Genomic DNA, 24,009 nt, shown 5'->3' with positions numbered 1-24,009 from the left:
ACCATCCAATAAAACCATGAGTGAAATATTTATCTATCCGCAGGCGACCTGTATTGCTGGTGTTGATGAAGTGGGCCGTGGCCCTCTGGTTGGTGCGGTCGTGACGGCTGCGGTGATTCTTGACCCGACTAGGCCAATTGTCGGGCTGGCGGACTCCAAAAAGCTGAGTGAAAAACGTCGGCTGGCGCTCTATGATGAAATCAAAGAGAAGGCGTTGGCGTGGAGCCTTGGTCGGGCAGAGCCGGAAGAGATTGATCAACTGAATATCCTGCATGCTACCATGCTGGCAATGCAGCGTGCGGTGGCTGGATTGGCTGTCGAGCCTGATTTTGTTCTGATTGACGGCAACCGTTGCCCGGCGCTGCCGATGCCCGCTCAGGCGGTCGTAAAAGGGGATAGCCGCGTGGCAGAAATCAGCGCGGCCTCGATTATGGCGAAAGTGACTCGCGATCGTGAGATGGTCGAGTTGGATCAACGCTTCCCCGCTTATGGTTTTGCCCAACACAAAGGCTATCCAACGGCTTTTCATCTGGAGAAACTGGCCGCACTGGGCGCCACTGAGTTTCACCGTCGGAGCTTCGCGCCAGTCAAACGTGCACTAGGGTTGGCTTAAAACATAGGCTGGCGTAAACATCATCATTCACTCTCGGTATGGCGTGGGCACGTAAGCGTGCCGTTGCCATGCTGACTAATCGATAAATTCTGGGATCTGGAGATGGCCGAACCACGTTTTGTTCACCTGCGTGTTCACAGTGACTATTCCATGATCGATGGGCTGGCCAAAGTCGGTCCGCTGGTAAAAAAAGCGGCAGCACTCGGCATGCCAGCGCTGGCGATTACTGATTTTACCAACCTGTGTGGTCTGGTTAAATTCTATGGCGGCGCGCATGGCGCGGGAATCAAACCCATTATCGGTGCAGATTTCTGTGTCGAAAGCGACGAATTGGGGGATGAGCTCGCACATCTTACCGTCCTGGCCATGAATAATGCTGGCTACCAGAATCTTACGCTGCTGATTTCCCATGCTTATCAACGAGGCTATGGTGCTGCTGGGCCGACGATTGACCGAGATTGGCTGATTGAGCATCAGGAAGGGCTGATTTTACTGTCTGGCGGTCGTCGGGGTGATGTCGGTCGATTTTTGCTGCGCGGCAACCAGACGCAGGCCGAACAGTGTCTGGCCTTCTATCAGGAACACTTCCCCCAGCGTTACTATCTGGAACTGATCCGCACGTCCCGCCCCGATGAAGAAAGCTATTTGCACGCAGCCGTCGAATTGGCGACGAAGCACGGGATACCCGTGGTGGCGACCAATGAAGTGTGCTTTATCAGCACCGATGATTTTGACGCTCACGAAATCCGCGTAGCGATTCACGACGGCTACACGCTTGATGACCCCAAACGTCCACGTCATTACAGCCCGCAGCAGTACATGCGTTCCGAAGAGGAAATGTGCGAGCTCTTTGCGGATATCCCCGAAGCGCTGGCGAACAGCGTTGAAATTGCCAAGCGCTGTAACGTAACGATTCGTTTGGGCGAATATTTCCTGCCGCAGTTCCCGACGGGCGACATGAGTACGGAAGATTTTCTGGTTCAGTGCTCGAAAAAGGGGCTGGAGGAGCGTCTCGAATTCCTGTTCCCCGATCCGGAAGTGCGCGCTGCGCGTCGGCCTGAATATGATGAGCGTCTGGATATTGAGCTGGGCGTGATCAACCAGATGGGGTTCCCCGGTTACTTCCTGATCGTAATGGAATTTATCCAGTGGTCGAAGGATAACGATGTGCCTGTGGGGCCGGGACGTGGTTCCGGTGCGGGTTCGTTAGTAGCCTACGCGCTGAAAATCACCGATCTGGATCCGCTGGAATTCGACCTGCTGTTCGAACGTTTCCTCAACCCTGAACGTGTCTCCATGCCTGACTTCGACGTCGATTTCTGTATGGAAAAACGCGACAAGGTCATCGATCACGTCGCCGAAATGTACGGGCGTGATGCGGTATCGCAGATTATCACCTTCGGTACGATGGCGGCGAAAGCGGTGATTCGTGACGTCGGGCGCGTGCTTGGACACCCTTATGGGTTTGTCGATCGCATTTCAAAGCTGGTGCCGCCCGATCCGGGTATGACGCTGGAAAAAGCGTTTGCTGCTGAACCGCAGCTGCCAGAAATTTATGAGGCCGATGAAGAAGTTAGGGCCCTCATCGATATGGCGCGCAAGCTCGAAGGGGTAACGCGTAACGCGGGTAAACATGCGGGTGGGGTGGTGATATCCCCCACCAAGATTACCGATTTTGCACCGCTGTACTGTGATTCCGAAGGAAACCATCCGGTTACCCAGTTTGATAAGAACGACGTCGAATATGCTGGGCTGGTGAAGTTCGACTTCCTTGGCCTGCGTACGCTGACCATCATCGACTGGGCGCTGAGGATGATTAACGCCCGTCGCGCGAAGCAAGGGCAGGAGCCGATTGATATTGCGGCGATCCCGCTCGACGATAAGAAAAGCTTCGACATGCTGCAACGCTCGGAAACCACGGCGGTATTCCAGCTTGAATCGCGCGGCATGAAAGACCTAATCAAACGCCTTAAGCCCGACTGTTTCGAAGATATGATCGCACTGGTGGCGCTGTTCCGCCCTGGCCCATTGCAATCCGGCATGGTAGATAACTTCATCGACCGTAAGCACGGTCGTGAAGCGATCTCGTATCCTGATATCGAATGGCAGCACGAGTCACTTAAGCCTGTGCTGGAGCCGACCTACGGCATTATCCTGTATCAGGAACAGGTCATGCAGATTGCGCAGGTTCTGGCAGGCTATACGCTGGGCGGCGCGGATATGCTGCGTCGTGCGATGGGGAAAAAGAACCCGGTCGAAATGGCGAAGCAGCGTGGTGGCTTCGAAGATGGTGCCAAATCTCGCGGCGTGAACGGCGAATTGGCGGTTAAGATTTTTGACCTGGTGGAAAAATTCGCCGGTTATGGCTTTAATAAATCTCACTCCGCGGCCTATGCGCTGGTGTCTTACCAAACGCTATGGCTGAAGGCGCACTATCCGGCAGAATTCATGGCGGCCGTAATGACGGCCGATATGGACAACACGGATAAAGTGGTCGGCCTGGTTGATGAATGCTGGCGGATGGGGTTAAAAATCCTGCCTCCGGACATCAACAGCGGGCTGTATCACTTCCACGTTAATGACGATGGCGAGATTGTTTACGGCATCGGCGCGATTAAAGGCGTGGGGGAAGGCCCGATTGAGGCGATTATCGAGGCGCGTAATCAGGGCGGCTATTTTAGAGAGCTGTTTGATCTCTGCGCGCGTACCGACATTAAAAAGCTGAACCGCCGCGTGCTGGAAAAGTTGATTATGTCTGGGGCATTCGACCGTCTGGGGCCACATCGCGCCGCGCTGATGAATTCATTGCCTGATGCGCTGAAGGCCGCCGATCAGCATGCGAAAGCGGAAGCCATTGGTCAGGTGGATATGTTCGGTGTGCTGGCCGACGCGCCTGAACAGGTTGAGCAATCCTACAGTTCGGTGCCGCCGTGGCCGGAGCAGGTGGTGCTGGATGGTGAACGGGAAACGTTGGGGCTGTATCTGACCGGCCACCCGATCACGCAATATATTAAGGAAATTGAACGCTATGCCGGTGGCGTGCGTTTGAAAGATATGCACCCGACGGATCGGGGTAAAATGACCACTGCTGTTGGGCTGGTGTTGGCGGCTCGCGTCATGGTAACCAAGCGGGGTAACCGTATTGGTGTCTGTACATTGGACGATCGTTCCGGTCGGCTTGAGATCATGCTGTTTACCGATGCATTGGAAAAATATCAGCATTTACTTGAGAAAGACCGTATCCTTATCGCCAGTGGACAGGTCAGCTTTGATGACTTCAGCGGCGGGCTTAAAATGACCGTCCGAGAGTTAATGGATATCAGTGAAGCGCGGGAAAAATACGCGCGCGGGCTTGCTATCTCGCTGACTGACAGGCAAATTGATGACCAGCTATTAAACCGTCTCCGCCAATCGTTGGAACCCCATCGATCGGGGACGATCCCAGTGCATCTCTATTACCAGCGTGAAGATGCGCGTGCCCGACTACGTTTCGGCGCAGCATGGCGTGTAACGCCTGCCGATGCGCTACTGAACGAGCTGCGCACATTAGTGGGTAATGAGCAGGTGGAACTGGAATTTGACTAATATAGGAATACTATGAGTCTGAATTTTCTTGATTTTGAGCAGCCGATTGCAGAGTTGGAAGCGAAAATTGACTCGCTGACCGCAGTCAGCCGTCAAGACGAAAAATTAGATATTAATCTGGACGAAGAAGTCCAGCGCCTGCGTGAGAAGAGCGTTGAACTGACGCGCAAAATCTTCGCCGATTTGGGTGCCTGGCAGGTTGCGCAATTAGCGCGCCATCCGCAACGTCCTTATACGCTTGATTATATTAAGCATATCTTTACCGACTTTGATGAATTGGCTGGCGATCGTGCCTATGCCGATGATAAAGCCATTGTCGGCGGGATTGCCCGTTTGGATGGGCGTCCGGTGATGATCATTGGTCATCAAAAAGGGCGTGAGACCAAAGAAAAGATTCGCCGTAATTTCGGCATGCCTGCACCGGAAGGCTATCGCAAAGCGCTGCGCCTGATGGAAATGGCCGATCGCTTCAAGATGCCGATCATCACCTTCATCGACACGCCGGGCGCTTATCCGGGCGTTGGCGCAGAAGAACGCGGTCAGTCTGAAGCTATCGCGCGCAACCTGCGTGAAATGTCGACGCTGCGTGTGCCAATCATCTGTACCGTTATCGGTGAAGGTGGTTCTGGTGGTGCACTGGCTATCGGCGTGGGTGACAAGGTCAACATGTTGCAGTACAGCACCTACTCGGTGATTTCACCGGAAGGCTGTGCGTCTATCCTGTGGAAGAGTGCGGATAAAGCGCCGTTGGCGGCGGAAGCCATGGGCATTATTGCGCCGCGTCTGAAAGAGCTGAAACTGATCGATACCGTGATCCCTGAGCCGCTGGGGTCGGCGCACCGTAATGTCCCAGTGATGGCAGCGTCGCTGAAAGCACAACTGCTGGCCGACCTGCTCGATCTCGACGGCCTGACAGAAGAAGAACTGTTGAACCGCCGTTATCAGCGTTTGATGAACTATGGTTACTGTTAAGTACAGTGGTTACTGCTGATAAGGCGATTGTCTGATTGATGTGTTATCAATCAGGTGATTCTGGTGTTACTTTTAAAATCCGTTGTCAGAAATGACAGCGGATTTTTTGCTATGAGGGTTTGAAGCATGCTGAAGCTGCTCGATGTCCATCACATTGCGGTGATTGCCTCTGACTATGAACGCAGCAAGGCATTTTACTGTGATGTGCTAGGGTTTACGTTGAACAACGAGGTCTACCGTGAAGCACAGCAGTCGTGGAAAGGGGATCTCTCGCTGAATGGATGCTATACCATTGAGCTATTTTCTTTCCCTCATCCGCCCGCGCGGGTGAGTTGTCCGGAAGCCTGCGGCCTGCGCCACCTGGCTTTTGCTGTGGCTAACGTAGAACAGGCTGTCGCCTCGCTGGAGCAGGCTGACGTTATCTGTGAACCTGTCCGGATCGATCCTGAAACGCAGCAGCGCTTCACCTTTTTCTCCGATCCTGACGGCTTGCCTTTAGAACTGTATGAGATCTGATACCGTGAACCGCACCGAACCTGATGATGGATTACTCCAGACGATTGTGACGCAAACGGCCGGATGCGAGTCGATCCTGTTGGCCTACAGCGGTGGTCTGGACTCTAGCGTGCTATTGCATCTGCTGGTGGCTGTGCGTCAGCGTTCCGGGCTACTTATTCGTGCGGCTTATATCCATCATGGTTTAAATCCGCGGGCCGATAGCTGGGCTGAACATTGTCGCCAGCAGTGTGAACGCTGGCAGGTGCCCTTTGCCTCGCTGCCGGTGAAGGTTGAAGCGCAGAACGGCGGTATAGAAGCCGCGGCCAGAACGGCACGTTATCAGGCTTTGCAAGCGCATCTGCAAGACGGGGAAATCTTGTTGACGGCGCAGCATCTTGATGATCAAAGCGAAACTTTTTTACTGGCGCTGAAACGCGGCAGTGGGCCTGCCGGATTATCTGCGATGGCGGCTAGTACTCTTCTCGGTAACAGTACAACGCTCGGTCAGCATCGTCTTGTGCGTCCGCTGTTAAGCATTTCTCGCTTGCAGTTGGAAGCCTATGCGCAGCGGCATCAGCTTGACTGGATTGAAGACGACAGCAATCAGGATGAACGTTTCGACCGCAATTTTCTACGTCGTCAGATCTTGCCGCGATTGACGCAGCGCTGGCCGCATTTCTCCTCCGCCGTCGCGCGTAGCGCCGAGCTTTGTGCCGAACAGGAACAGTTGCTAGATGAGCTACTGGAGGAGTCATTGCAGGCGTTATGCCAGCCGGATGGCGCGCTGAATATTGACGGTCTGGTAACGCTAAGTCCGGTGCGTCGTTTTGCACTCCTGCGTCGCTGGCTGGCGCAGCGAGGGGCGATGATGCCCGCGCGTGAACAGCTACAACGCCTCTGGGATGAGGTGGCGACGAGCCGTCAGGATGCGGAACCGGTATTGCAACTGAATCAGATGCAGATCCGTCGTTTTCGTCAGCATCTCTATCTGCTGCCGCTGATGACGTCACTCAAAGACTGCATTATCTCGTGGCAATCGCCGTCATGCCCGTTGTCGCTACCCGATAATCTGGGCACGCTGTCGCTGGCCGATAGCGGCGTGGCGATTCGCGCGCCGGAAAACAGTGAGGCGGTGAGCATTCGCTTTTCGATCAGCGGAACCGTGCATATTGTTGGCAGAGCACATGGGCGACAAATCAAGAAACTCTGGCAGGAATTGGGCGTTCCGCCCTGGTGGCGTGACCGTACGCCGCTGGTGTTCTACAACGAGCAACTGATTGCGGCAGTGGGGCGATTTGTCACGCGAGAAGGGCAGGCGAGAGAAAACCAGCCTGTATGGCGTATTGTTTGGGAAAAGTAAGTTTGGGAAAAATAAGCCAGGGGAAAAAAGCTGAGGGAAAAGCCTGACGCTGAGGCTAGTACTGAAATAAAAACGGACAACCTGCGTTGTCCGTTTGGGAAGCATGGGTTCAGCGTTTGCCGCTGAATGAAAGGAGAAGTCTGTCAGGATTCGCTGACGACGACCTTCCCGATTTCAGGATGACTGAAACTGACGATGTGGTCGAGACGCAGCTCGCGCGTTGTGCCTGAGGCTTCAATCACCAGATATTCGACCTGCTTACGTGAGATCATATCACTGGCTTTACCGGTCACAACTTCACCATTGCGTAGTTCCAGCGTCAGCGTCAAATTCTGCTGACAGGTGGCTTCCAGGCTGTCGTAATCATCACAGTTGATGGGTTGATATTCATTACTCATTGACATAATCACTCACCAATAAGTTAGCGGCGGCAAAAGCGGCCTGTTCCCTGACGGAGGATGGCAACGCATCATTCGCAGCAATGCCATCCAGGGTTTTCAAAACACAACCCAGCGAATCGGGTATATAGCCCAGATCGCCACTGGCGATCTCTGCGTATAAGCGACGTACTAATTCACAGTATTCTTGCACTATATCCTCCCTTGAAAGCTTAGCTCGGTAGATATTCATGCATCATCACTTGCTGTGGTGCGCGATGTTGTAAGCCTACGAAGATAAACTCTATTTATCAAACCGACTATAGCATAGGCACTAACAGGATATCAGTAGTCCTTAGAGGCCTAATCTATCGGTTACGTGGCAGATATCACCTTTACTGTGAGGATGGCGCTAACTCAAGTAAACTAGGAGGGAATAAAGACGAGGTTACTGATGGCATTAAAAGCAACGGTTTACAAAGCAGCAATCAATATTGCCGATATGGATCGGAATTTTTTTCACGACGTGAACCTGACGATAGCGCAGCATCCGTCTGAAACCGAGCAGCGCATGATGCTGCGACTTTTAGCATGGATCTGCCATGCTGATGAAAACCTGCGTTTTACCAAAGGACTCAGCGCAGATGATGAACCGGAAATCTGGCGACGTAATGATACGATGGAGTTGGAACTGTGGATTGAGCTAGGTCTGCCGGATGAAAAACGGCTCAAGAAAGCCTGCAACCAGTCGCGTTCCGTGATGTTGTACGCCTATAGCGAGCGTGCGGCACAGGTTTGGTGGAGCGCAATATCGGGTAAGGTCTCTGGGTACAAGAATCTGGCTATCCGCTTTTTGGATGATAGTCAGCTGACTCAGCTTGCCGGACTGGTTCAGCGCACCATGGCATTGCAGGCAACGATACAGGAAGGCACGATCTGGTTATCTGACGACAAGAATAGTCTGGAAATAGCATTTTCTGAGTGGAAAATTCCTCAGACTAAGGGATGATAACCGATTGGATATATTCCAGAACGTTGAGTAAGAACGATAAAAACAGGGCAGAGACGGCAGGAAAATAATGATGAAAAAACTGGCTATCGGTGTGCTGTTGATTGTAGGGATTTCTGGATTGATCGGGTGTCATACCCGCTCACAAGCTCAGGAAGAAACCCTTAAACCAATGGCGCAAAGTTATCGTGGCGTTTTAGCCTGTGCGGACTGCGGAGGGATTGATACGTCGCTGTTTTTGGAAAAAGACGGGACTTTTGTTCTGCGTGAACAGTATCAAACGACGCGAGAGGGCAACAACACGTTTGCTTCCTATGGGCAATGGCGGCGCACTGCCGACAAGCTGGTGTTGACGGAGAGTTCGGGTGAAAAACGCTACTTCCGCCCGGTTGATAACTCTCTTGAAATGCTGGATCAGCAAGGGTTGCCCATCAACTCTTCGCTTCCTCGCCAACTGACGGCAACCGAGCAGGCATTGCCGGATACGCCGATGTCGATGAAGGGTATGTACCGCTATCTGGCAGATGCTGCGACCTTCTCTGACTGCGTGACAGGGAAAACGTTTGTAGTAGCGAGTAATGCTGTGCTCGAAAGACTGTATCTTCGTACTACGGCGTCGGCAGGTGAACCGGTGCTGGTTTCCTTTACCGCGCATTTTGCTGTGATTCCATCAATGGAAGAAGGGCAGAGGGTGAAAGCGGTGGTCCCTAACAGCAGCGATAACGCACGTATGAACGCCCAGGCAAACTGCGATACGCAGATAGATTAATACCGTGTTAAAAAGAAAAGGCACTGATTCCAGTGCCTTTTTTGTATCGACTACGCGTTAGAGCATTTTCTTTAGCTGGTAAAGCCAATCTAACGCCTGACGCGGCGTGAGTGTATCAGGATCGATGGCTTCCAGCGCTTCAATTGCTGGAGACGGCTCATCATTGCTCAGCAGCGCCAACTGCGCGCCATCGATATGGCTGGATGACGCATTATTCGACAACGTTTCCAGCTCCTTCAGCTTCTGGCGCGCGCGCTTAATCACTTCTTTTGGTACGCCAGCCAGTGCGGCGACGGCAAGGCCATAACTTTTGCTGGCTGCGCCATCTTGTACGCTGTGCATGAAGGCGATGGTATCACCGTGTTCGCGCGCATCTAAATGCACATTCACCACGCCTTCCATTTTTTCCGGCAGAGTGGTCAGTTCAAAGTAGTGTGTTGCAAACAGCGTCATCGCTTTGATGCGATTCGCCAGATTTTCGGCACAGGCCCAGGCCAGCGACAGGCCGTCATAGGTTGAGGTTCCACGACCAATTTCGTCCATCAATACCAGGCTGTTTTCCGTGGCATTGTGCAGAATATTCGCCGTTTCTGTCATTTCCACCATGAAGGTGGAGCGGCCAGAGGCCAGATCGTCGGCGGCACCCACACGAGTGAAAATACGATCGACGGGGCCGATGATCGCCTGATCCGCAGGCACAAAGCAGCCGATGTGCGCCATCAGCACAATCAGTGCGGCCTGACGCATATAGGTACTTTTCCCGCCCATGTTGGGGCCGGTGATAATCAGCATACGACGCTGTGGTGCTAGCGATAGGGGGTTCGAAATAAACGGCTCACGAAGCACCTGCTCGACGACGGGGTGACGACCGCCCGTAATTTTGATACCGGGCTTATCGCTCAGCGTCGGGCAGACGTAATTCAGCGTATCGGCACGTTCAGCCAGATTCGTCAGAACGTCCAATTCTGCCAACGCGGCGGCGCTTTGCTGAAGTTCGGCGAGATGAGGCAACAGCAGATCGAAAAGCTCATCATAGAGCGCTTTTTCCAGCGCCAGCGCTTTGCCCTTCGAGGTCAGAACCTTGTCCTCGTACTCTTTCAGCTCGGGAATGATATAGCGTTCGGCGTTTTTTAGCGTCTGGCGGCGCACATAGTGGATCGGCACCAGATGGCTTTGGCCACGACTTACTTGAATGTAATAGCCATGTACGCCATTGAAGCCGACTTTTAGCGTATCGAGCCCCAGTTTTTCGCGTTCGCGAATTTCCAGACGATCCAGATAATCGCTGGCACCGTCGGCCAGCGCGCGCCACTCATCTAGCTCTGCATGGTAGCCCGGCGCGATGACACCGCCGTCACGTACCAGCACGGGCGGTGCTTCGACAACGGCGCGTTCCAGCAAATCGCGTAGCTCATCAAATTGCCCAATCAGGCTGACCAGACGACGAACGGAATCGGTATTCAGTGGCGCAAGCTGCTCACGAATATCGGGGAACTGCTGGAAAGCGTGGCGCATACGAGCCAGATCGCGCGGGCGTGCCGTGCGCAACGCGAGTCGCGCCAGAATACGTTCCAGATCGCCGACCTGACGCAGATAGGGTTGCAGATCGGGCGTGATGTCCTGCAATGCGCTGATGGCCTGCTGGCGCTGTTTGAGCGCATCAATATCGCGGCTGGGCATATGAATCCAGCGCTTCAGCATCCGGCTGCCCATTGCCGTTACGGTGCAGTCCAGTACAGCAGCCAGCGTATTCTCCACGCCGCCGGACAGATTCTGCGTCAGTTCAAGGTTACGGCGGGTGGCTGCGTCCATGATGATGCCGTCCTGCTGGCGCTCCATGGTAATCCCGCGGATATGCGGCAGTGAGGTGCGCTGGGTGTCTTTTGCGTATTGCAGCAGGCAGCCAGCGGCCCGCAGTGCGAGCTTGGCCTGCTCTACGCCGAAACCGGTCAGATCGCGGGTGCCAAATTGCAGGTTAAGCTGCTGGCGTGCAGTATCCGGTTCAAACTCCCACAGTGGACGACGGCGAAGCCCATGGCGATTTTCGATCAAATCCATGGACTCGAAAGATTCAGGATAGAGTAACTCTGCCGGATTGGTGCGCTGTAACTCAGCCGCCATGGTTTCCCGATCGTCTGGTTCGCTCACGCGAAAACGTCCTGAGCTGATATCCAGAGTGGCATAACCGAACCCCCGACCGTCCTGCCAGATTGCGGCAAGCAGGTTATCCTGCTTTTCCTGCAATAGCGCTTCGTCGCTGATGGTTCCTGGCGTGACGATACGTACAACTTTGCGTTCTACCGGACCTTTGCTGGTAGCGGGATCGCCAACCTGTTCGCAGATAGCGACGGATTCGCCCATTTGCACCAGTCTGGCAAGGTAGTTTTCAACGGCATGGTGAGGAACGCCCGCCATCGGTATCGGTTCCCCTGCGGAGGCACCGCGCTTCGTCAACGAGATATCCAGCAGTTGAGAAGCCCGCTTGGCATCGTCATAGAACAGCTCGTAAAAATCGCCCATGCGGTAAAACAGCAGGATTTCCGGATGTTCAGCCTTTAACCTAAAGTACTGCTGCATCATTGGCGTATGGGCAGTGAAGTCCTTCTCTGTGGCTTCATTCATATTGATTTTACTCAGTCTTAACGCTGTTTTTCGTTCAGGTGATGGCGCTGGGTTTGATGGTCAACCTTGCTGATGGCACGTCACCTGAGCATTGAAATGGAATGCCAGAAGTATACTGGCTGACGGATGAAAAACATCACCCGCGAATGCGCTATCTTACCACCGGTGGCCGTTATTTGGCGCCAGACGACGTTACCAGACTGGGACCGAGATGCGTATGCGATTTTTCCTCTATTGCTCAGGCTCGCGAGGCGGCTCGCAAGTTTGCCTGATGTATTCATTCAATAAAGCGAAGGCTGAATACAATCGAATTGCTCTGGCTGTCGTGATACGAAGCCATAACGCGTAGCCATCAGTGCCGATATATATGGCAGTTACTGTAGCGAGTAACTCAATTTATGAATACAGCCTCATCCTTCCCCGGCAACCAACATGGTCAGGATAAAGTGAAACGGGGATATACGAAGCTATTTAGGCTGTGTCCCTTAACTTAACAATCGCTTTAAAAATAACCTGATCGCTCCCAGTTTTAGCATACTCAGGTAGTTTCTGGCTGCTTTCTCCGAGCGGGTGGCAATACGGCGATTTTCTTTGAGTATCGCAAAGCAACGCTCCACGACATTGCGTTTTTTGTACAGACTCGTATTGAGAGGCCGACGTCCGTCCTGACTGGCCTTCTCATTCGATTTAAACGGAATAACCGCTTTTATTCCTTTTATTTTCAAATAAATGCGAATACGTCTACTGGAGTAACCCTTATCCGCCAGTACTGCTTTCGGACGTGATTTCAGGTTCCCGCTTTTTCGGATAACCCCGACTCGGTTAAGCAAGCTTTCCGCATATCGGCTTTCGTGGGCTTGTCCACCGCTCAGGCAAAAACTCAGCGGTAATCCTGTGCCATCTGTCGCCAGATGGATTTTGGTGCCAAAGCCGCCGCGAGAGCGACCCAGCCCATGGTCCTCGTGTTCATCGGGATGTTTTTTTTCGCACCGGCCGCCGCTTTCAGGGCGCGAACGTTACTGCCATCCAGCGCGATAACATCCCAGTCAATCAGTGCTTTTTCATCCAAGAGTTGGAGTAATTTATTGAAAATACTGTTCATTACTCCGGCTTTAGACCACCGGTTAAAGCGGTTGTAAATGGTTTTCCATTGACCATAACGCTCTGGTAAATCCCGCCACGGCGCGCCGGAGCAAAGTACCCAAAATATGCCATTCATGACATGCCTGTGAGCAAAGTAAGGACGCCCGCCTCGGGAAGAGCCTCTTTCAGGCGGCAGCATAGGAGAAATCAGTGCCCATGCATCATCGGGAAAATCGTAACGAGCCAAATTGAAGCACTTTTTATGGTGAAATCATGTTCCTGATTGTACAAAAAATAGTTACGGGACACAGCCTAGAACGAAGTTCGCAGAACACGGTATGCCGATGCGGTAGATAAGTTGGGTGATCGTAATGCCGCTGAAATCACACGCAATGACGTGATTACGCTTATCAATGGCATAGTTTTGGTTAAAATGCTCAGGTACGCACAGTGTGCGATGGATGGCGGGACGGCAGACGCCGTTTACGGGGATACTTACACGTTGGCTTTCTTACTTAGCCCATCAATTGGCCTCGTCTTACGGGCCAACGCGTTGCGTTATTCAAAACGCAACGCGTAGTGTCCTGCAACTCGAATTATTTTGGGTATACACCCAAAATAATTGTGATAAGAGTTATTGATCTAAAAACTTAGCGGAGGCTCTTTCTACGCTAAAGAAAAGCTCTGCATCTGGATATTTTATTTTCATGCGGTTTTGAAATTCGGCGCGACTGCTTGATTTGGAAAGTTCTTCTTCAAAAACCAAAAGATATTGTTTTGTGAAATAAATTGCACTGTAGGCGTCAAGTTTTTTATTCGGAAAATTATGCCCTGGAATAACGATTTTAGGGTTTTGTTTTGCAAGCTCATCGAGATTTTGAACCCAGCGTTTTCGGCTCTCAGGCGTCGTTTCGACGGTATAGACGTGCATTTGATCATAGGCCATGTCACCGACTACCGCGACACGCTCTTTTGGGAACCAAAGGTAGGAGTTTTCATCAGTATCCCCCTGAAGATGTTTATGAATCTCGATTTTTGTACCTTCAATACTGAGTTGGTCTCCATCGTATCTGGTTATGGGAATTTCACGGGTAGCAGCCTTTGACGACAGTATCCCATGCCACTTTTCAAGCTTGGCCTTGTATACCTCATCTATACGGCTCGCGACCTTAGAGTTAGCTAAAATCTCCACTTGTGGAAAAGCGTCCTTGAAGACCTCCAACCCCAAAAAATGGTCAGCATGTTCGTGAGTGATATAAATCTGCTTAAGATTCTTTTTGAGCGATCGTATCAAATCGAGGACTTTAAGCGCATTCGCTCGAGTAAGTTGCGCGTCAATCAGCAGGAGTTCTTTATCCCCCTCAACAATCACCGAGTTATCAAAAAAGCCATCGTCTTCTGAAGTGAATACATGAAAAGTCAGATCGGAAACGTTGACTGATTGGCTGGCGAAAACTGTTCCAGTTGTGAGAGTAAGGGTACAAAGTATCAGGAGGTTTTTTATAATTCCATTTATTTTCATATACATATAACGTTCCTATAGAATTGTTTTCACAGAGCCATCATGGAACGATAAGTACAAGATGTCAAGATCTTTGGCCTGTCGCCGATTTCATAACTGATTAGCATGGGCGAAGCTGTCGAATCGGCGGTATCGGTACGTTGAAACATGGGAGTTCTCCTTGTAGAAAAATGTCAGGTGGCACCGTATAAAAGTGACCGGCATCGACCTTGCCTTGCTGGCGGCGACCGAGTTTCGTGGAAAATTTCCAGACGCTATCGAGCAGCCCATGCACGATCTTGCTCGGCGCCGGGTCAATCAACGGGTCGCTCAAGCCTGAAAAGCTGCTCCGCGCTGATTTCGAAGTAGTCGGCCGGCCCACCGCCGCGCAGGATCGGGCGTGCCTGCGCAGTCTGGTACACGCCGTCCTTGATCAACTTCCGGTCAATGTGGATCGCTACTGCTTCGCCCAACACCAGCCACGCCGGCAGCGCCGCGCCGCCCTGCGCCTCAAGCTGCACGATCTGGGTAACCACGCACTCTAACTGCACCGGGCTAGCCGCAACGCGCGATGGCCGCACTTTGGCAGAAGGCAGACTCTCCAGCCCGGCTAACCCGAACTCATCGACGTGTGCTGGTACCATCGCCGCGGAGGCGTTCATCGTCTCGACGAGCTCTCTCGTCACCAGATTCCATACGAACTCGCCGGTGTCACGCGCGTTGGCGAGCGAGTCCTTCGCACCCAGCGAGCAAAAGCCGATGATCGGCGGTTTGTAACTGAACAGGTTGAAGAAGCTGTAAGGTGCAAGGTTGCGCACGCCATCGTTAGAGACTGTGCTGATCCAGCCGATCGGTCGCGGAGCGACGATGGCGTTGAGCGGATCGTGACGCAGGGAATGCCCCTGCGCCGGTTCATAGAAATGCCAGTCGGTCATAGTCTTACCTCTTTGGGTACGGGCAAAAGGAATGTAGCCGGCGCCTCCGGTTCGGTATGCGTCCGCAGCGCCAGGGCCGGAGCGGTGGTTATATTCATCCCGATACCCGTCCAGCGAATGGTGTTGGATCGGAGCCAGATAAGCTCCACGCCGGAGGAATGTACAAGACATCCGTTTCAGGTCAATTTCGCGGCCCCGTTTCCAGGAACTGGGCCGCTTCGTCTTTCTTACTTGTTTACCCACGGCATAGAAAGGTCGATGTCAGAGACCAGCTTTCCACCGCCGAAGCTCATGCTCTCCAGGGGAATAGCCTGCATTATAAGGGTGACATCGTCCTGGCTGACGCCGACCTTTTCTACTGCGTAGCGGGTGACCAACTCCGCAAGCTTGCGTTTTTGCTCCACTGTCCTGCTCGTACCGGTCGTCACCGTTACGAGCATGCGCTTGTCAGATCTTTTCATGTCAGGAAAAGTCGGATGGATGAAGAATTCATCGTCCTTGTGCTCGCTGATGATGACGAAACGGTCATCCATAGGTGTATCCATGGCTTCATGAAGTGCGAGATTTAAGGCATCCGCCAGAGCCCGCTTCTCGTCGCCAGAGAATTTTTGAGCCGGAATGTGAGCGTGAAATATTGGCATGAGTGTTTCCTCAGCTGTGTTGTTCAGGTTAAATGAGGTGCTGTTTTCTCGGCTTAGCTGAAAAAGTCCTGACCGAGTGTTCCTTCGAGTCGCTCCCTAAGGCCGGATGAAAACTCACGAACGACGGCAAACGGGCTTTGGAAGAGCTTGATATTGTTGATGAGGCCGGACTCATTTCGAGTGAGCAGGGTGACGCCGGCGATCGGCTTGCCAGCGTGGATGGCATTCCACTCAAGGTAAGTCTTCGCACCGTCGACGGTCTCCGCAGTGAACTCGAAGTGTTCGTACATCGTGCTCGTCGCGGCAAAGAACGCCCCGATGAGTGTCGGGCCGACCACGGTCTGGCTGAGGGCTGAGGTCTGAAGGCTGGCGTCAGCGGTAAACGACTTTGCGAAGTCGCTCGTTCCTTTCTTCATGACGATTTGCATCCATGCCGTTCCCGGCGCGTTGGTTTCAGTAGTCATTACCATCTCCTGTCTGATGTCTTGTCAGTAGTCATTACAATCTTCTATCGAGTATCTGCGTCTTCGCAGAGTGTGCGCGGCTATTTCTCGAGGTGCCCGATGAGAAACTCGCCGGCTCGCTGTAGCGCGTCGTGGGCCTGAGGCAAAGAGGCTGTCTGGATGTGCCAGACGTGGAGCATCTCCGGCCAGACCTCAAGGTGCGACTCACCGCCGGCCGCTCGCACCTTTCGGTCAATTTCAAGCGCGTCGTCGAGAAGTATTTCATTGCTTCCGACATGGATGAGCAGTGGAGGAAAACCGTGCATGTCGGCGAACAGGGGGGAGATACGCGGATCCTTCAAGTCGTGGTTGCCTGCGTACGCCTCGACCATCTCCCGCATCGCGCTCGCGTTGACCATTGGGTCGCGGTCGGCCAACTGTGTTAACGAGGGCAGCGCCAGCGTTAAGTCTGCCCATGGGCTAATGAGTAGCGCGGCTCGCGCGTCCTTGTGGCCCTTTGAGGATGCGTAGGCAAGAACGTTGAGAGCCATGCCGCCGCCACTGGAATCTCCTGTCACGGCGAACGGTTTGCCAAGCGCACGCACGGCTTCGTAGCCGCGGATGGACTCGTTGTAGGACGCCGGAAATGGGTGCTCGGGTGCCCTAGAGTGGTCCAGAACGATGACCTGGGACTTTGCCGCTCGAGACAGCTCTCCGAGCATGCCCAAATGCGAGGCAGGAGAGCCCGCCACCCAGCCACCACCGTGGAAATGATAGATAACCCGGTCTTTGGACGCGCTGGGAGCCGTAATCGCCACCGCAGCGACACCTCCGAGTTCGGTTGACTCGACGGTCAGGTCAGCCGCCGGTGGGTTGGCTTGTGAAATAGCCTCCATGCCGACGCGCAGCGTCTCGATGGTGTGTACTGGGTTCGCAATATTGAAGGCAAATATCGTCTCGCGGAGCTTGCGGGCGGAAGATGCGTCGTAGGTCATGATTCACCTCACTTCAGGTTGACGAAGGTAGCCGGCACCCAGTCATAGCCCACGCCGTTGTCTGCCTGGCGAAGACGGCCCAGGCCAGGGAACGGCATGTGGGCTGCGGCAATCATCGTCTTGTCCGCGGCGAGTTTCACCAGAAGGGCTTCACGCGTTTTGACAGCCGATACGCTGTCTGAGTCAAAGACGATGCTGACTTCCGGGTGTGGCATCTGCACGGCGCCAACATGAGCGACGTCGCCCCACACCAGCAGTGACTGACCCTTTGAGGAAATCATGTAGCCGGTGTGACCGGGCGTATGGCCGGGAATGGCATACGGTGCGATGCCGGGGACGATTTCGTCCATGCCTTCGTACGGTTTCCACTTGCCTGCAGCGATGTAAGGCGCGGCGGCATCCTGTGCCACCGTGAAGAAGATTTTTGCGTCTTCCGGGGCCTTGGCCATGATGTCCTTCGACAGCCAGAAGTCAGCGTCGGCCTTCTTCATCATCACGGTCGCATTCGGGAAGACGCGTTTCCCGTCTTTGTAGATCCCGCCAGTATGGTCAGCGTGAAGATGGGTCAGCAGCACCAGATCAACCTGCTCCGGCTTGTAGCCAGAAGCCTTCAGGTTCTGCACGAGCTTGCCCAGCGTGGGACCGCCCCAGTGGCCGCCTGAGCCGGTATCGATGAGAACGAGCTTGGATCCTGTGTTGACGAGGTAGCCCTGGACGGTGGCCGAGACTTTCTTGGGATCATTTTGGAAGGAGCGCGCCAGGAGGGACTGGATGAGCGCCGGATCGCCATGCAGGAGGCTGGAGTCAATGCTGCCGCTGCCGTCATGGAGCACGGTGACTTCATAGTCACCAATCATTGTGCGATAGAAGCCAGCAACCTGCTTGTGCTGCATCGGCGCTGCAGCCTGGGCCGGTGCGACAGCAACGAAAGTGCCGCCGAATGTTAACGATACCGCGAGCAGGGTACGCGAACTGATAGTGGAGAATTTCATCGTGTTTCCTAATCATTGTGTGTAGTGAGATAGGTACGTAAATACGTAATGATCTTTCGCGGAACGCCGGCTCATCGTGCCATGTCGTTATTGCCTTTCCGGCCACCCGCATTACCGAATTGCCGACATAATCCGTGGTGAAAGCCACACGCATGTTCGATTTCGCTGTCGAACCGTCAGGAATTTCATTACTTGCAAACTGCAAGTGGTTGCATGGTATTTGTGAAACTTGCATAATGCAAGTGAAGATTTAAGGAGAATCGCTGTGCCGCAAACAAGACGATCGGGCTGCCCGATCAACCTGACGCTTGAACAGATAGGCGACCGCTGGAGCCTGATCGTTATCCGCGATGTTATGTTCGAGAACCGACGCAGTTATGGCGCCCTGCTGGAGCAAAATCAGGAAGGCATCGCCACTAACATTCTCGCAAGTCGGCTGAAACACTTGGCCGCGTCAGGCCTGCTGACACGATGTCCGGATCCGAATCATCATCAGAAAGGGATCTACAGCCTTACGGAAGCGGCCATACAGCTTGTACCTCTGCTCGCACAGATGGCTGCTTGGGGTCTTCGACATACGCAAGCTAGCAAGGACGCGTCTTTGCGTGCGGAGCGGCTGGAAAGGGGGGGGCCCTCATTTTGGAGTGCCTTTATGGATGAACTCCGTTACCTGCATCTCGGTGCACCGCGTCCAGCGCGCTCAGTTTTGGCCGAACTCAGCGCCGACGACGAGAAGGCAATCGATCATTAGTACTCATCTTTGCGCCATGACATACATCCCGATGGCAACACACATCCTGATGGCAGTTGGACCTTGCAGCAACCATTCCGTGAACTACACTAATGTACGCTGAATAAATAGCCTGAAGTTGAAGCCGCTAGGTGGCGGTTTGATCAGGCTGCTGAGATGAAATGAGAAACGGTGGGGTACTCAGATGTTTTGTTTAGGCACAACGCTGCCTGCTGGCAATTTCTGGTTTTACACTCCGGTAAGTGCGGGCCTGATATTTTTTGATGATACCGATTCAGGTTATCCCATCAGAATCTGAATGGGTAATCTCGCTTTTTGGCCAGGCCGACATTGAAATATCAATGAGCTGTGAAAGCGTCTGTCGGCTTGCTCCGGCTGAAGGCAGATTGACAACCGACTGCAGAATGCCAAAGTAATACCAGGCCAGCAGTTCCAGATCGACATCCTCCGCGATTTCACCCGCTAATTGCCCTTGCGCCAAAATGTTTAAAAATACCTGTCGCTGTTGGCAAATGCCCACATTAGTAGTTATTTTTCCTTCGGGTGTCAGGTCTGCCTGCTCAGTGAGGCTGCGAGACAGCAGGCAACCTTTGCGGTGGCTTGTTCCAGCGCTGTCAGGAAGGAATTCACGCAGCAATGCTTCAACCCTCACTCTTGAAGACTCAGATTGAATCGAATTCATGCGTGTCAGGACGCGGCCCGTATACAGCCTGAGGCACTCATTGAATAGCCCGTCCTTATCTCCAAAACGCTGATAAAGGCTCGACCGAGACAGGCCAGTTGCTTCAGTAAGGTCGCTGATGGATGCGTTTGCATAACCATGCCCCCAGAAAACATCAATCGCTGCATTCAGCACGGTATTTTCATCGTATTGCGGTTTACCGCTCATAAATCCTCCGTTGACAATCTGGAATGATCGTACCAAGATACTGTACTGATCGTTCCATCATATAATAAGGCTTCACCATGCTTAATCAATCGAATACTACTGCACCTGAACTTCGCATCGCTGTTGCGGGCGCTACAGGTCGGGTCGGTTCACACTTAATCAATAAGCTTTCATCAGATCCCGTGGAGATTATTTCACTCACGCGTCAAAAGGAACCTAAACATATTTCCGACAGAGTATCATTTGCGGTTGTGGATTTTGATAAGCCTTCAACGTTAGAAATGGGGCTTGTGGGTGTCGATAAGCTTTTTATCTCCCATGGTACATCCCTTCAACAGGTGGCTAATGAGATAGCACTCATTGATGCAGCGGTAAAAACAGGCGTACGCCATATTGTTAAACTTTCCGTGATGGGACCCGCGACGCTCGCCAATCCTTTTGCGTGGCATGCTGCGATAGAGGCTCATCTGGCCCAACAACCTGTAGCCTCAACCGTATTGAGACCGACGACTTTCATGGATGTACTCAAGCGTGCTGGCAAACATGTCGCTGCTGGAACTTGGGCAGGCGCAGCAGGTAAGGGACGTGTCAATCTGATTGACGTTCGGGATATAGCCGATGCGGCACGTGCGGCGCTACTTGAAAAAGTAGAGGAAAACTCCCAGCGTGCTTATCACCTTACCGGCCCACGTAACTGGACAATGCATGAGGTTGCAGAGCAATTATCCGATCTTTTAGGTCGTACGGTCACCTATATGGGCCGCTCACCCGAGGAACAGCGTGCTGCGTTACTGGCTGAAGGGCTGCCTTCATTCGTTGCAGAACTGCTGGTTGGACTGGAGCGAATATTCAATCAGTCAGTACTGATAGAGCGAACCCTGACGGTCGAAGAACTAACTGGGTCAGCCCCGCGTGAGCTTTCTGACTGGCTTAAGGAACACATTGAGTTCTTTAGGTAAAAGACCAAGGGTGTCCTTTAACCTCCTTGCATATTAAAAATGGCTGCAGGAATCAATAAATGCAATCGGTGTGATTGTTGGTGGTGCTCAGTTTGTTTCTGGATTTGGTATTCTTGCTGGTGCAACAACATATGTTGGGAGATTTATGGGTGCTCACATTGTCTTCACTGGTACAAGTTCATCCATAGAGAGTTTTTTCCATCTTATTGGGAATGATAATGAAATTGGATTTATGAAGTCTGGTTATATACGTACGGCAGAATTTCTGGGATTTGATAAAAAATCAGGCCTGTTAGCTTATCATTCAGTCGATCTTGTCACTTCATTCTATGGCATCGTAAACTTAACACTAAAAACTGGAGGGTTTTTCGATATATTCCCCGCGATTATTATAGAAAAATAAATACGATGAGCAGAGCATCACTGATACTGAAGATAATCGTGCGGCCGATATCATTCAGACTCACTCACCCGAATCACTGACTTGAGTAAACTCATCGGGATTAAATGAGAGACATCCTGTATCTCACCGAAGGCCAGCCGTTGGCTGGTGAAACTCGTTCCCGACGAATTTGACCTTTTCTTGCCGCGTTATTCGGCCTTACGACATCAGCCCTTTGGGGTCAGCACAAGCGCTGTTCAAAAACGCCTTGCCGTTTTTTCCTGAAACTCGAATTATTTTGAGCATAACGTTATGGCACAGCCAACACCGCACAATTACATAAGTCATCACTTTCAAAGTTGGTCATATCACCTGCCTGCATGCCAGGAACAGGGAAAACGCGAACAGTAAGTGGTTTATTTAGGCGAAAAGCCATCGTCCCAGTGTCTCTCATTAAAGCAGAAAGTTTATCAATAGATACATCACCGGGAACAGGAACAGTATCCAACCCAATTCCACAAACAGCGCTGTAAGTCAGCAGTGCACGAATATCAAAATTTGATTTCACAGAGCCATCGGCTAAACCTTGATCTTCGGTTAACGCAAGCATTAATCCAGAAAAACCCACTAATTCTGTCTCTTTTACTGATTTAAATACTTTGGTTAATAGCCCTGATGCTTCAACAGTACCTGATGCACCAAAGTATTCGACCCCCATCTGTTCATAGACTTCTGCCATACTGGCACAATATTTAGAGGGAGCTGCCGAACTATCGAAGCCTGAAAACTTAAAAGGAAAATCCATTTCTGCATGTGTAATAATATTTTTAATTGCTGAAATATGATACTGAAGCGCTGTGCTCAGTATGGTGTAATAATTACTGAATAGTTCATTATGATTTTTTATGCTTTTCTCTTCATTAAAGGTTTTTAATGTATTAACCAGTAGGTCGGGGGTTTCAAGGCCAATAACAAAGCAATCCCCTAATTCTTTTTTGTGATATCCAGCCGGAAAGTAAGGAATCAGTGGCTTGCAATTGAAGTTGACTGTAAAGTTAAAGTTTCCCTCACCCCGAGGAGTTATTATACTGATTTTTTTTACACATAAAGCGGCAGTTTTAATAAGCTCATTGTCGACAATGCCATAATCATCTAAGGGGATATTTACACAGGCATTACACAAATCGCCAAACTCATTGATGAGATCAGGCAGTATCTCAATTTCTCTTGTTGTTTTTGCTTCACCAATAGCAAATCTTACCCTTACTCCTGAGTGATTATTGTGAGCCAATAATTCGCTAATATAGTGTAAATCAGCTCGGGCATTCTCTATACTGCTTAGATTGAGATATTCCCCAAATGGATTGGTAACAATGCGAATGGACTGTACCGTGTAGTGGTGACGTTGAAACTCTGCCATTAAATCTGATAAAAATTTTGAGGCTTTATTAATTTCTGTCTTCCAACTCTCTTTATCGTGACGTAATGATAGAAACGTTGTCACAGTCCGTATTTTACAAAGTGCTTTCTCTTTATAATCCACTAGGTTCTCCTTGGAAACTATTGCCATACAGTGAGTGACTCTGTCATATCATCCTACTCGGCATAGCAAAAAAAATACAATGGCATTTGATGTATACGGCGACGTGCACTGCTTTTTTATACGCATTAATATGTATGAGTCGCGATTGGATCTGAAGCATTATCTTGAAAAATAGCGTGTTGCTGGTTTTGATATGGATGCACACCCGATTTTTCCACTATTACTGAAGTGCGCGAGGCGGTACGCAAGTATTCCCAATGGCATGATGCCTCGCGCTGATCCCTTATTCTGTGCGTGATTCAATGGTCTGAACTTTTTTCCAGCTAGGCAGGTTTTTCAGGCGCTGTGAGTAGCGCTGTATATTTGGGAAGCGCTCGCCGGGAACGAGTCTCTCCACGACGGTGTTAATAACAAAGCCCAGCATAATATCTGCGCCGCTCAGCGTATCGCCCACGATGAATTTCCGTGAAGATAGTGAATCGTCTAAGAATGAAAAGACTTTCTCGAATTCGTTGTCAGCGTAACCTTCGAGGAAATTCAGCGTGGTGCCGGTATTCTTTTCAAACTCGCCAAAGATCTTCAATAAAACTGGAAGCATGGCGGAGCTTTCCGCAAAGTGTATCCATTGCAGATAGTCAATGTATTCGGCCGCATTTGAATCCGGGGCCAGGTGTTTTGCGTGGCGATTGATCAGGTATTCAACGATAGCGCCGGATTCTGCGATGATCTTGCCATCTTCTTCAATCAACGGTGATTTACCTAAAGGATGGATCGCTCTCAAGGAGGCCGGTGCTAAATGCGTTTTTTCATCCCGCTGATATCTGACGAGTTCATAGGGTATCCCCGCTTCCTCAAGCAGCCAGAGGATACGAACAGACCGTGAATCATTAAGATGATGCAATTTTAATCTCATATCGCGCTTCCTTAAATCCTGATGGTTTGAGCTAATCGCCATAGTGGTGTTCCCACTATGTGTATTGGTTCCCTGTCACACAGGCAGAATAGCGGTTCTGATAGCTCATGGCTAACAAGGCTATTTTCGAGAGGGCATAAATATTTTTATGAGGTAGTTATGCCCACGAATACTGGA

23 protein-coding genes are annotated in these 24,009 nt (G+C 51.7%); 10 read left to right on the top strand and 13 right to left on the bottom strand.

The genetic code is table 11. The features are described from left to right. The first annotated feature begins 16 nt into the window (after nucleotides 1-16). The 5 genes from rnhB to tilS all read left to right on the top strand — a co-directional run bounded on the left by rnhB (nucleotide 17) and on the right by tilS (nucleotide 7,028). A complete protein-coding gene (gene rnhB / locus IG609_RS15300) occupies nucleotides 17-613 on the top strand; it encodes a ribonuclease HII (protein WP_193398012.1) in 597 nt (198 codons plus the stop codon). A gap of 102 nt (nucleotides 614-715) precedes the next feature. Further along, nucleotides 716-4,198: a DNA polymerase III subunit alpha gene (dnaE, locus tag IG609_RS15295; protein WP_193398006.1), complete on the top strand. Its 3,483-nt coding sequence runs from the start codon at nucleotides 716-718 to the stop codon at nucleotides 4,196-4,198. 12 nt (nucleotides 4,199-4,210) lie between these two features. After that, entirely contained in the window at nucleotides 4,211-5,170 is a 960-nt protein-coding gene (accA, locus tag IG609_RS15290; protein WP_102118266.1) for an acetyl-CoA carboxylase carboxyl transferase subunit alpha, read from the top strand. 126 nt (nucleotides 5,171-5,296) lie between these two features. Further along, nucleotides 5,297-5,686 carry a VOC family protein gene (locus IG609_RS15285; protein WP_116163942.1) on the top strand — a complete coding sequence of 130 codons (390 nt, stop codon included), beginning with the start codon at nucleotides 5,297-5,299 and terminating at the stop codon, nucleotides 5,684-5,686. Then, the gene (gene tilS / locus IG609_RS15280) at nucleotides 5,676-7,028 is read left to right on the top strand and encodes a tRNA lysidine(34) synthetase TilS (protein ID WP_193398007.1); all 1,353 of its coding nucleotides are present in this window, start codon (nucleotides 5,676-5,678) and stop codon (nucleotides 7,026-7,028) included. The genes IG609_RS15285 and tilS overlap by 11 nt, the downstream gene beginning before the upstream one ends. A gap of 143 nt (nucleotides 7,029-7,171) precedes the next feature. On the opposite strand, the gene rof is transcribed toward tilS, so the two are convergent. Further along, nucleotides 7,172-7,432, bottom strand: a complete 261-nt coding sequence (rof, locus tag IG609_RS15275; RefSeq protein ID WP_029367608.1) for a Rho-binding antiterminator — start codon at nucleotides 7,430-7,432, stop codon at nucleotides 7,172-7,174. After that, nucleotides 7,419-7,619 carry a YaeP family protein gene (locus tag IG609_RS15270; RefSeq protein WP_010285748.1) on the bottom strand — a complete coding sequence of 67 codons (201 nt, stop codon included), beginning with the start codon at nucleotides 7,617-7,619 and terminating at the stop codon, nucleotides 7,419-7,421. The genes rof and IG609_RS15270 overlap by 14 nt, the downstream gene beginning before the upstream one ends. 240 nt (nucleotides 7,620-7,859) lie before the next feature. On the opposite strand from IG609_RS15270, the gene IG609_RS15265 reads away from it, so the two are divergent. Beyond that, nucleotides 7,860-8,414, top strand: a complete 555-nt coding sequence (locus IG609_RS15265) for a YaeQ family protein (protein WP_193398008.1) — start codon at nucleotides 7,860-7,862, stop codon at nucleotides 8,412-8,414. Between the two features lie 73 nt (nucleotides 8,415-8,487). Then, nucleotides 8,488-9,183 (top strand): envelope stress response activation lipoprotein NlpE, encoded by a 696-nt coding sequence (nlpE, locus tag IG609_RS15260; protein WP_193398013.1) that lies wholly within the window; start codon nucleotides 8,488-8,490, stop codon nucleotides 9,181-9,183. 57 nt (nucleotides 9,184-9,240) lie between these two features. Here the strand turns inward: nlpE and mutS are convergent, their stop codons facing one another. The 8 genes from mutS to IG609_RS15215 form a co-directional block, all read right to left on the bottom strand. Then, nucleotides 9,241-11,805, bottom strand: a complete 2,565-nt coding sequence (gene mutS, locus IG609_RS15255) for a DNA mismatch repair protein MutS (protein ID WP_193398009.1) — start codon at nucleotides 11,803-11,805, stop codon at nucleotides 9,241-9,243. Between the two features lie 485 nt (nucleotides 11,806-12,290). Next, nucleotides 12,291-13,135, bottom strand: a protein-coding gene (locus tag IG609_RS15245; RefSeq protein ID WP_250127219.1) for an IS5 family transposase whose coding sequence is annotated in 2 segments (ribosomal slippage) — nucleotides 12,291-12,790 and nucleotides 12,790-13,135 — 846 coding nt in all. Because the reading frame shifts where the segments join, the coding sequence is not laid out codon by codon here. Nucleotides 13,136-13,522: 387 nt separating this feature from the next. Continuing rightward, nucleotides 13,523-14,416: an MBL fold metallo-hydrolase gene (locus IG609_RS15240; protein ID WP_193397602.1), complete on the bottom strand. Its 894-nt coding sequence runs from the start codon at nucleotides 14,414-14,416 to the stop codon at nucleotides 13,523-13,525. Nucleotides 14,417-14,703: 287 nt separating this feature from the next. Beyond that, nucleotides 14,704-15,324 carry a flavin reductase family protein gene (locus IG609_RS15235; RefSeq protein WP_193397601.1) on the bottom strand — a complete coding sequence of 207 codons (621 nt, stop codon included), beginning with the start codon at nucleotides 15,322-15,324 and terminating at the stop codon, nucleotides 14,704-14,706. 227 nt (nucleotides 15,325-15,551) lie between these two features. Further along, entirely contained in the window at nucleotides 15,552-15,965 is a 414-nt protein-coding gene (locus IG609_RS15230; protein ID WP_193397600.1) for a tautomerase family protein, read from the bottom strand. A gap of 53 nt (nucleotides 15,966-16,018) precedes the next feature. After that, the gene (locus IG609_RS15225; RefSeq protein ID WP_193397599.1) at nucleotides 16,019-16,429 is read right to left on the bottom strand and encodes a hypothetical protein; all 411 of its coding nucleotides are present in this window, start codon (nucleotides 16,427-16,429) and stop codon (nucleotides 16,019-16,021) included. An 80-nt stretch (nucleotides 16,430-16,509) separates the two neighbouring features. Continuing rightward, a complete protein-coding gene (locus IG609_RS15220; RefSeq protein WP_193397598.1) occupies nucleotides 16,510-17,403 on the bottom strand; it encodes an alpha/beta hydrolase in 894 nt (297 codons plus the stop codon). Between the two features lie 8 nt (nucleotides 17,404-17,411). Continuing rightward, on the bottom strand, nucleotides 17,412-18,395 hold the full coding sequence (locus tag IG609_RS15215) for an MBL fold metallo-hydrolase (protein ID WP_193397597.1): 984 nt from the start codon (nucleotides 18,393-18,395) through the stop codon (nucleotides 17,412-17,414). Between the two features lie 265 nt (nucleotides 18,396-18,660). On the opposite strand from IG609_RS15215, the gene IG609_RS15210 reads away from it, so the two are divergent. Continuing rightward, nucleotides 18,661-19,146, top strand: coding sequence for a winged helix-turn-helix transcriptional regulator (locus IG609_RS15210; RefSeq protein WP_193397596.1), 486 nt, complete (start codon nucleotides 18,661-18,663; stop codon nucleotides 19,144-19,146). A gap of 274 nt (nucleotides 19,147-19,420) precedes the next feature. Here the strand turns inward: IG609_RS15210 and IG609_RS15205 are convergent, their stop codons facing one another. Beyond that, nucleotides 19,421-20,035 carry a TetR/AcrR family transcriptional regulator gene (locus IG609_RS15205; protein ID WP_193397595.1) on the bottom strand — a complete coding sequence of 205 codons (615 nt, stop codon included), beginning with the start codon at nucleotides 20,033-20,035 and terminating at the stop codon, nucleotides 19,421-19,423. A gap of 77 nt (nucleotides 20,036-20,112) precedes the next feature. Between IG609_RS15205 and IG609_RS15200 the strand changes: the two genes are divergently transcribed. Beyond that, a complete protein-coding gene (locus tag IG609_RS15200) occupies nucleotides 20,113-20,994 on the top strand; it encodes an NmrA family NAD(P)-binding protein (protein WP_193397594.1) in 882 nt (293 codons plus the stop codon). Between the two features lie 70 nt (nucleotides 20,995-21,064). Further along, the gene (locus tag IG609_RS15195) at nucleotides 21,065-21,397 is read left to right on the top strand and encodes a DUF4225 domain-containing protein (RefSeq protein ID WP_250127218.1); all 333 of its coding nucleotides are present in this window, start codon (nucleotides 21,065-21,067) and stop codon (nucleotides 21,395-21,397) included. Nucleotides 21,398-21,686: 289 nt separating this feature from the next. Here IG609_RS15195 and IG609_RS15190 read toward each other — a convergent pair whose 3' ends face one another. Further along, nucleotides 21,687-22,919 (bottom strand): DUF711 family protein, encoded by a 1,233-nt coding sequence (locus IG609_RS15190; RefSeq protein WP_193397593.1) that lies wholly within the window; start codon nucleotides 22,917-22,919, stop codon nucleotides 21,687-21,689. A 283-nt stretch (nucleotides 22,920-23,202) separates the two neighbouring features. Beyond that, the gene (locus IG609_RS15185) at nucleotides 23,203-23,832 is read right to left on the bottom strand and encodes a glutathione S-transferase family protein (protein ID WP_193397608.1); all 630 of its coding nucleotides are present in this window, start codon (nucleotides 23,830-23,832) and stop codon (nucleotides 23,203-23,205) included. Nucleotides 23,833-24,009 lie beyond the last annotated feature (177 nt).

Origin of the sequence: Pectobacterium quasiaquaticum, assembly GCF_014946775.2 — a bacterium.
GTDB classification, from domain to species: domain Bacteria; phylum Pseudomonadota; class Gammaproteobacteria; order Enterobacterales; family Enterobacteriaceae; genus Pectobacterium; species Pectobacterium aquaticum.
Note: the sequence above shows the minus strand (reverse complement) of the source record. Positions and strands in the feature narration are given on the sequence as shown.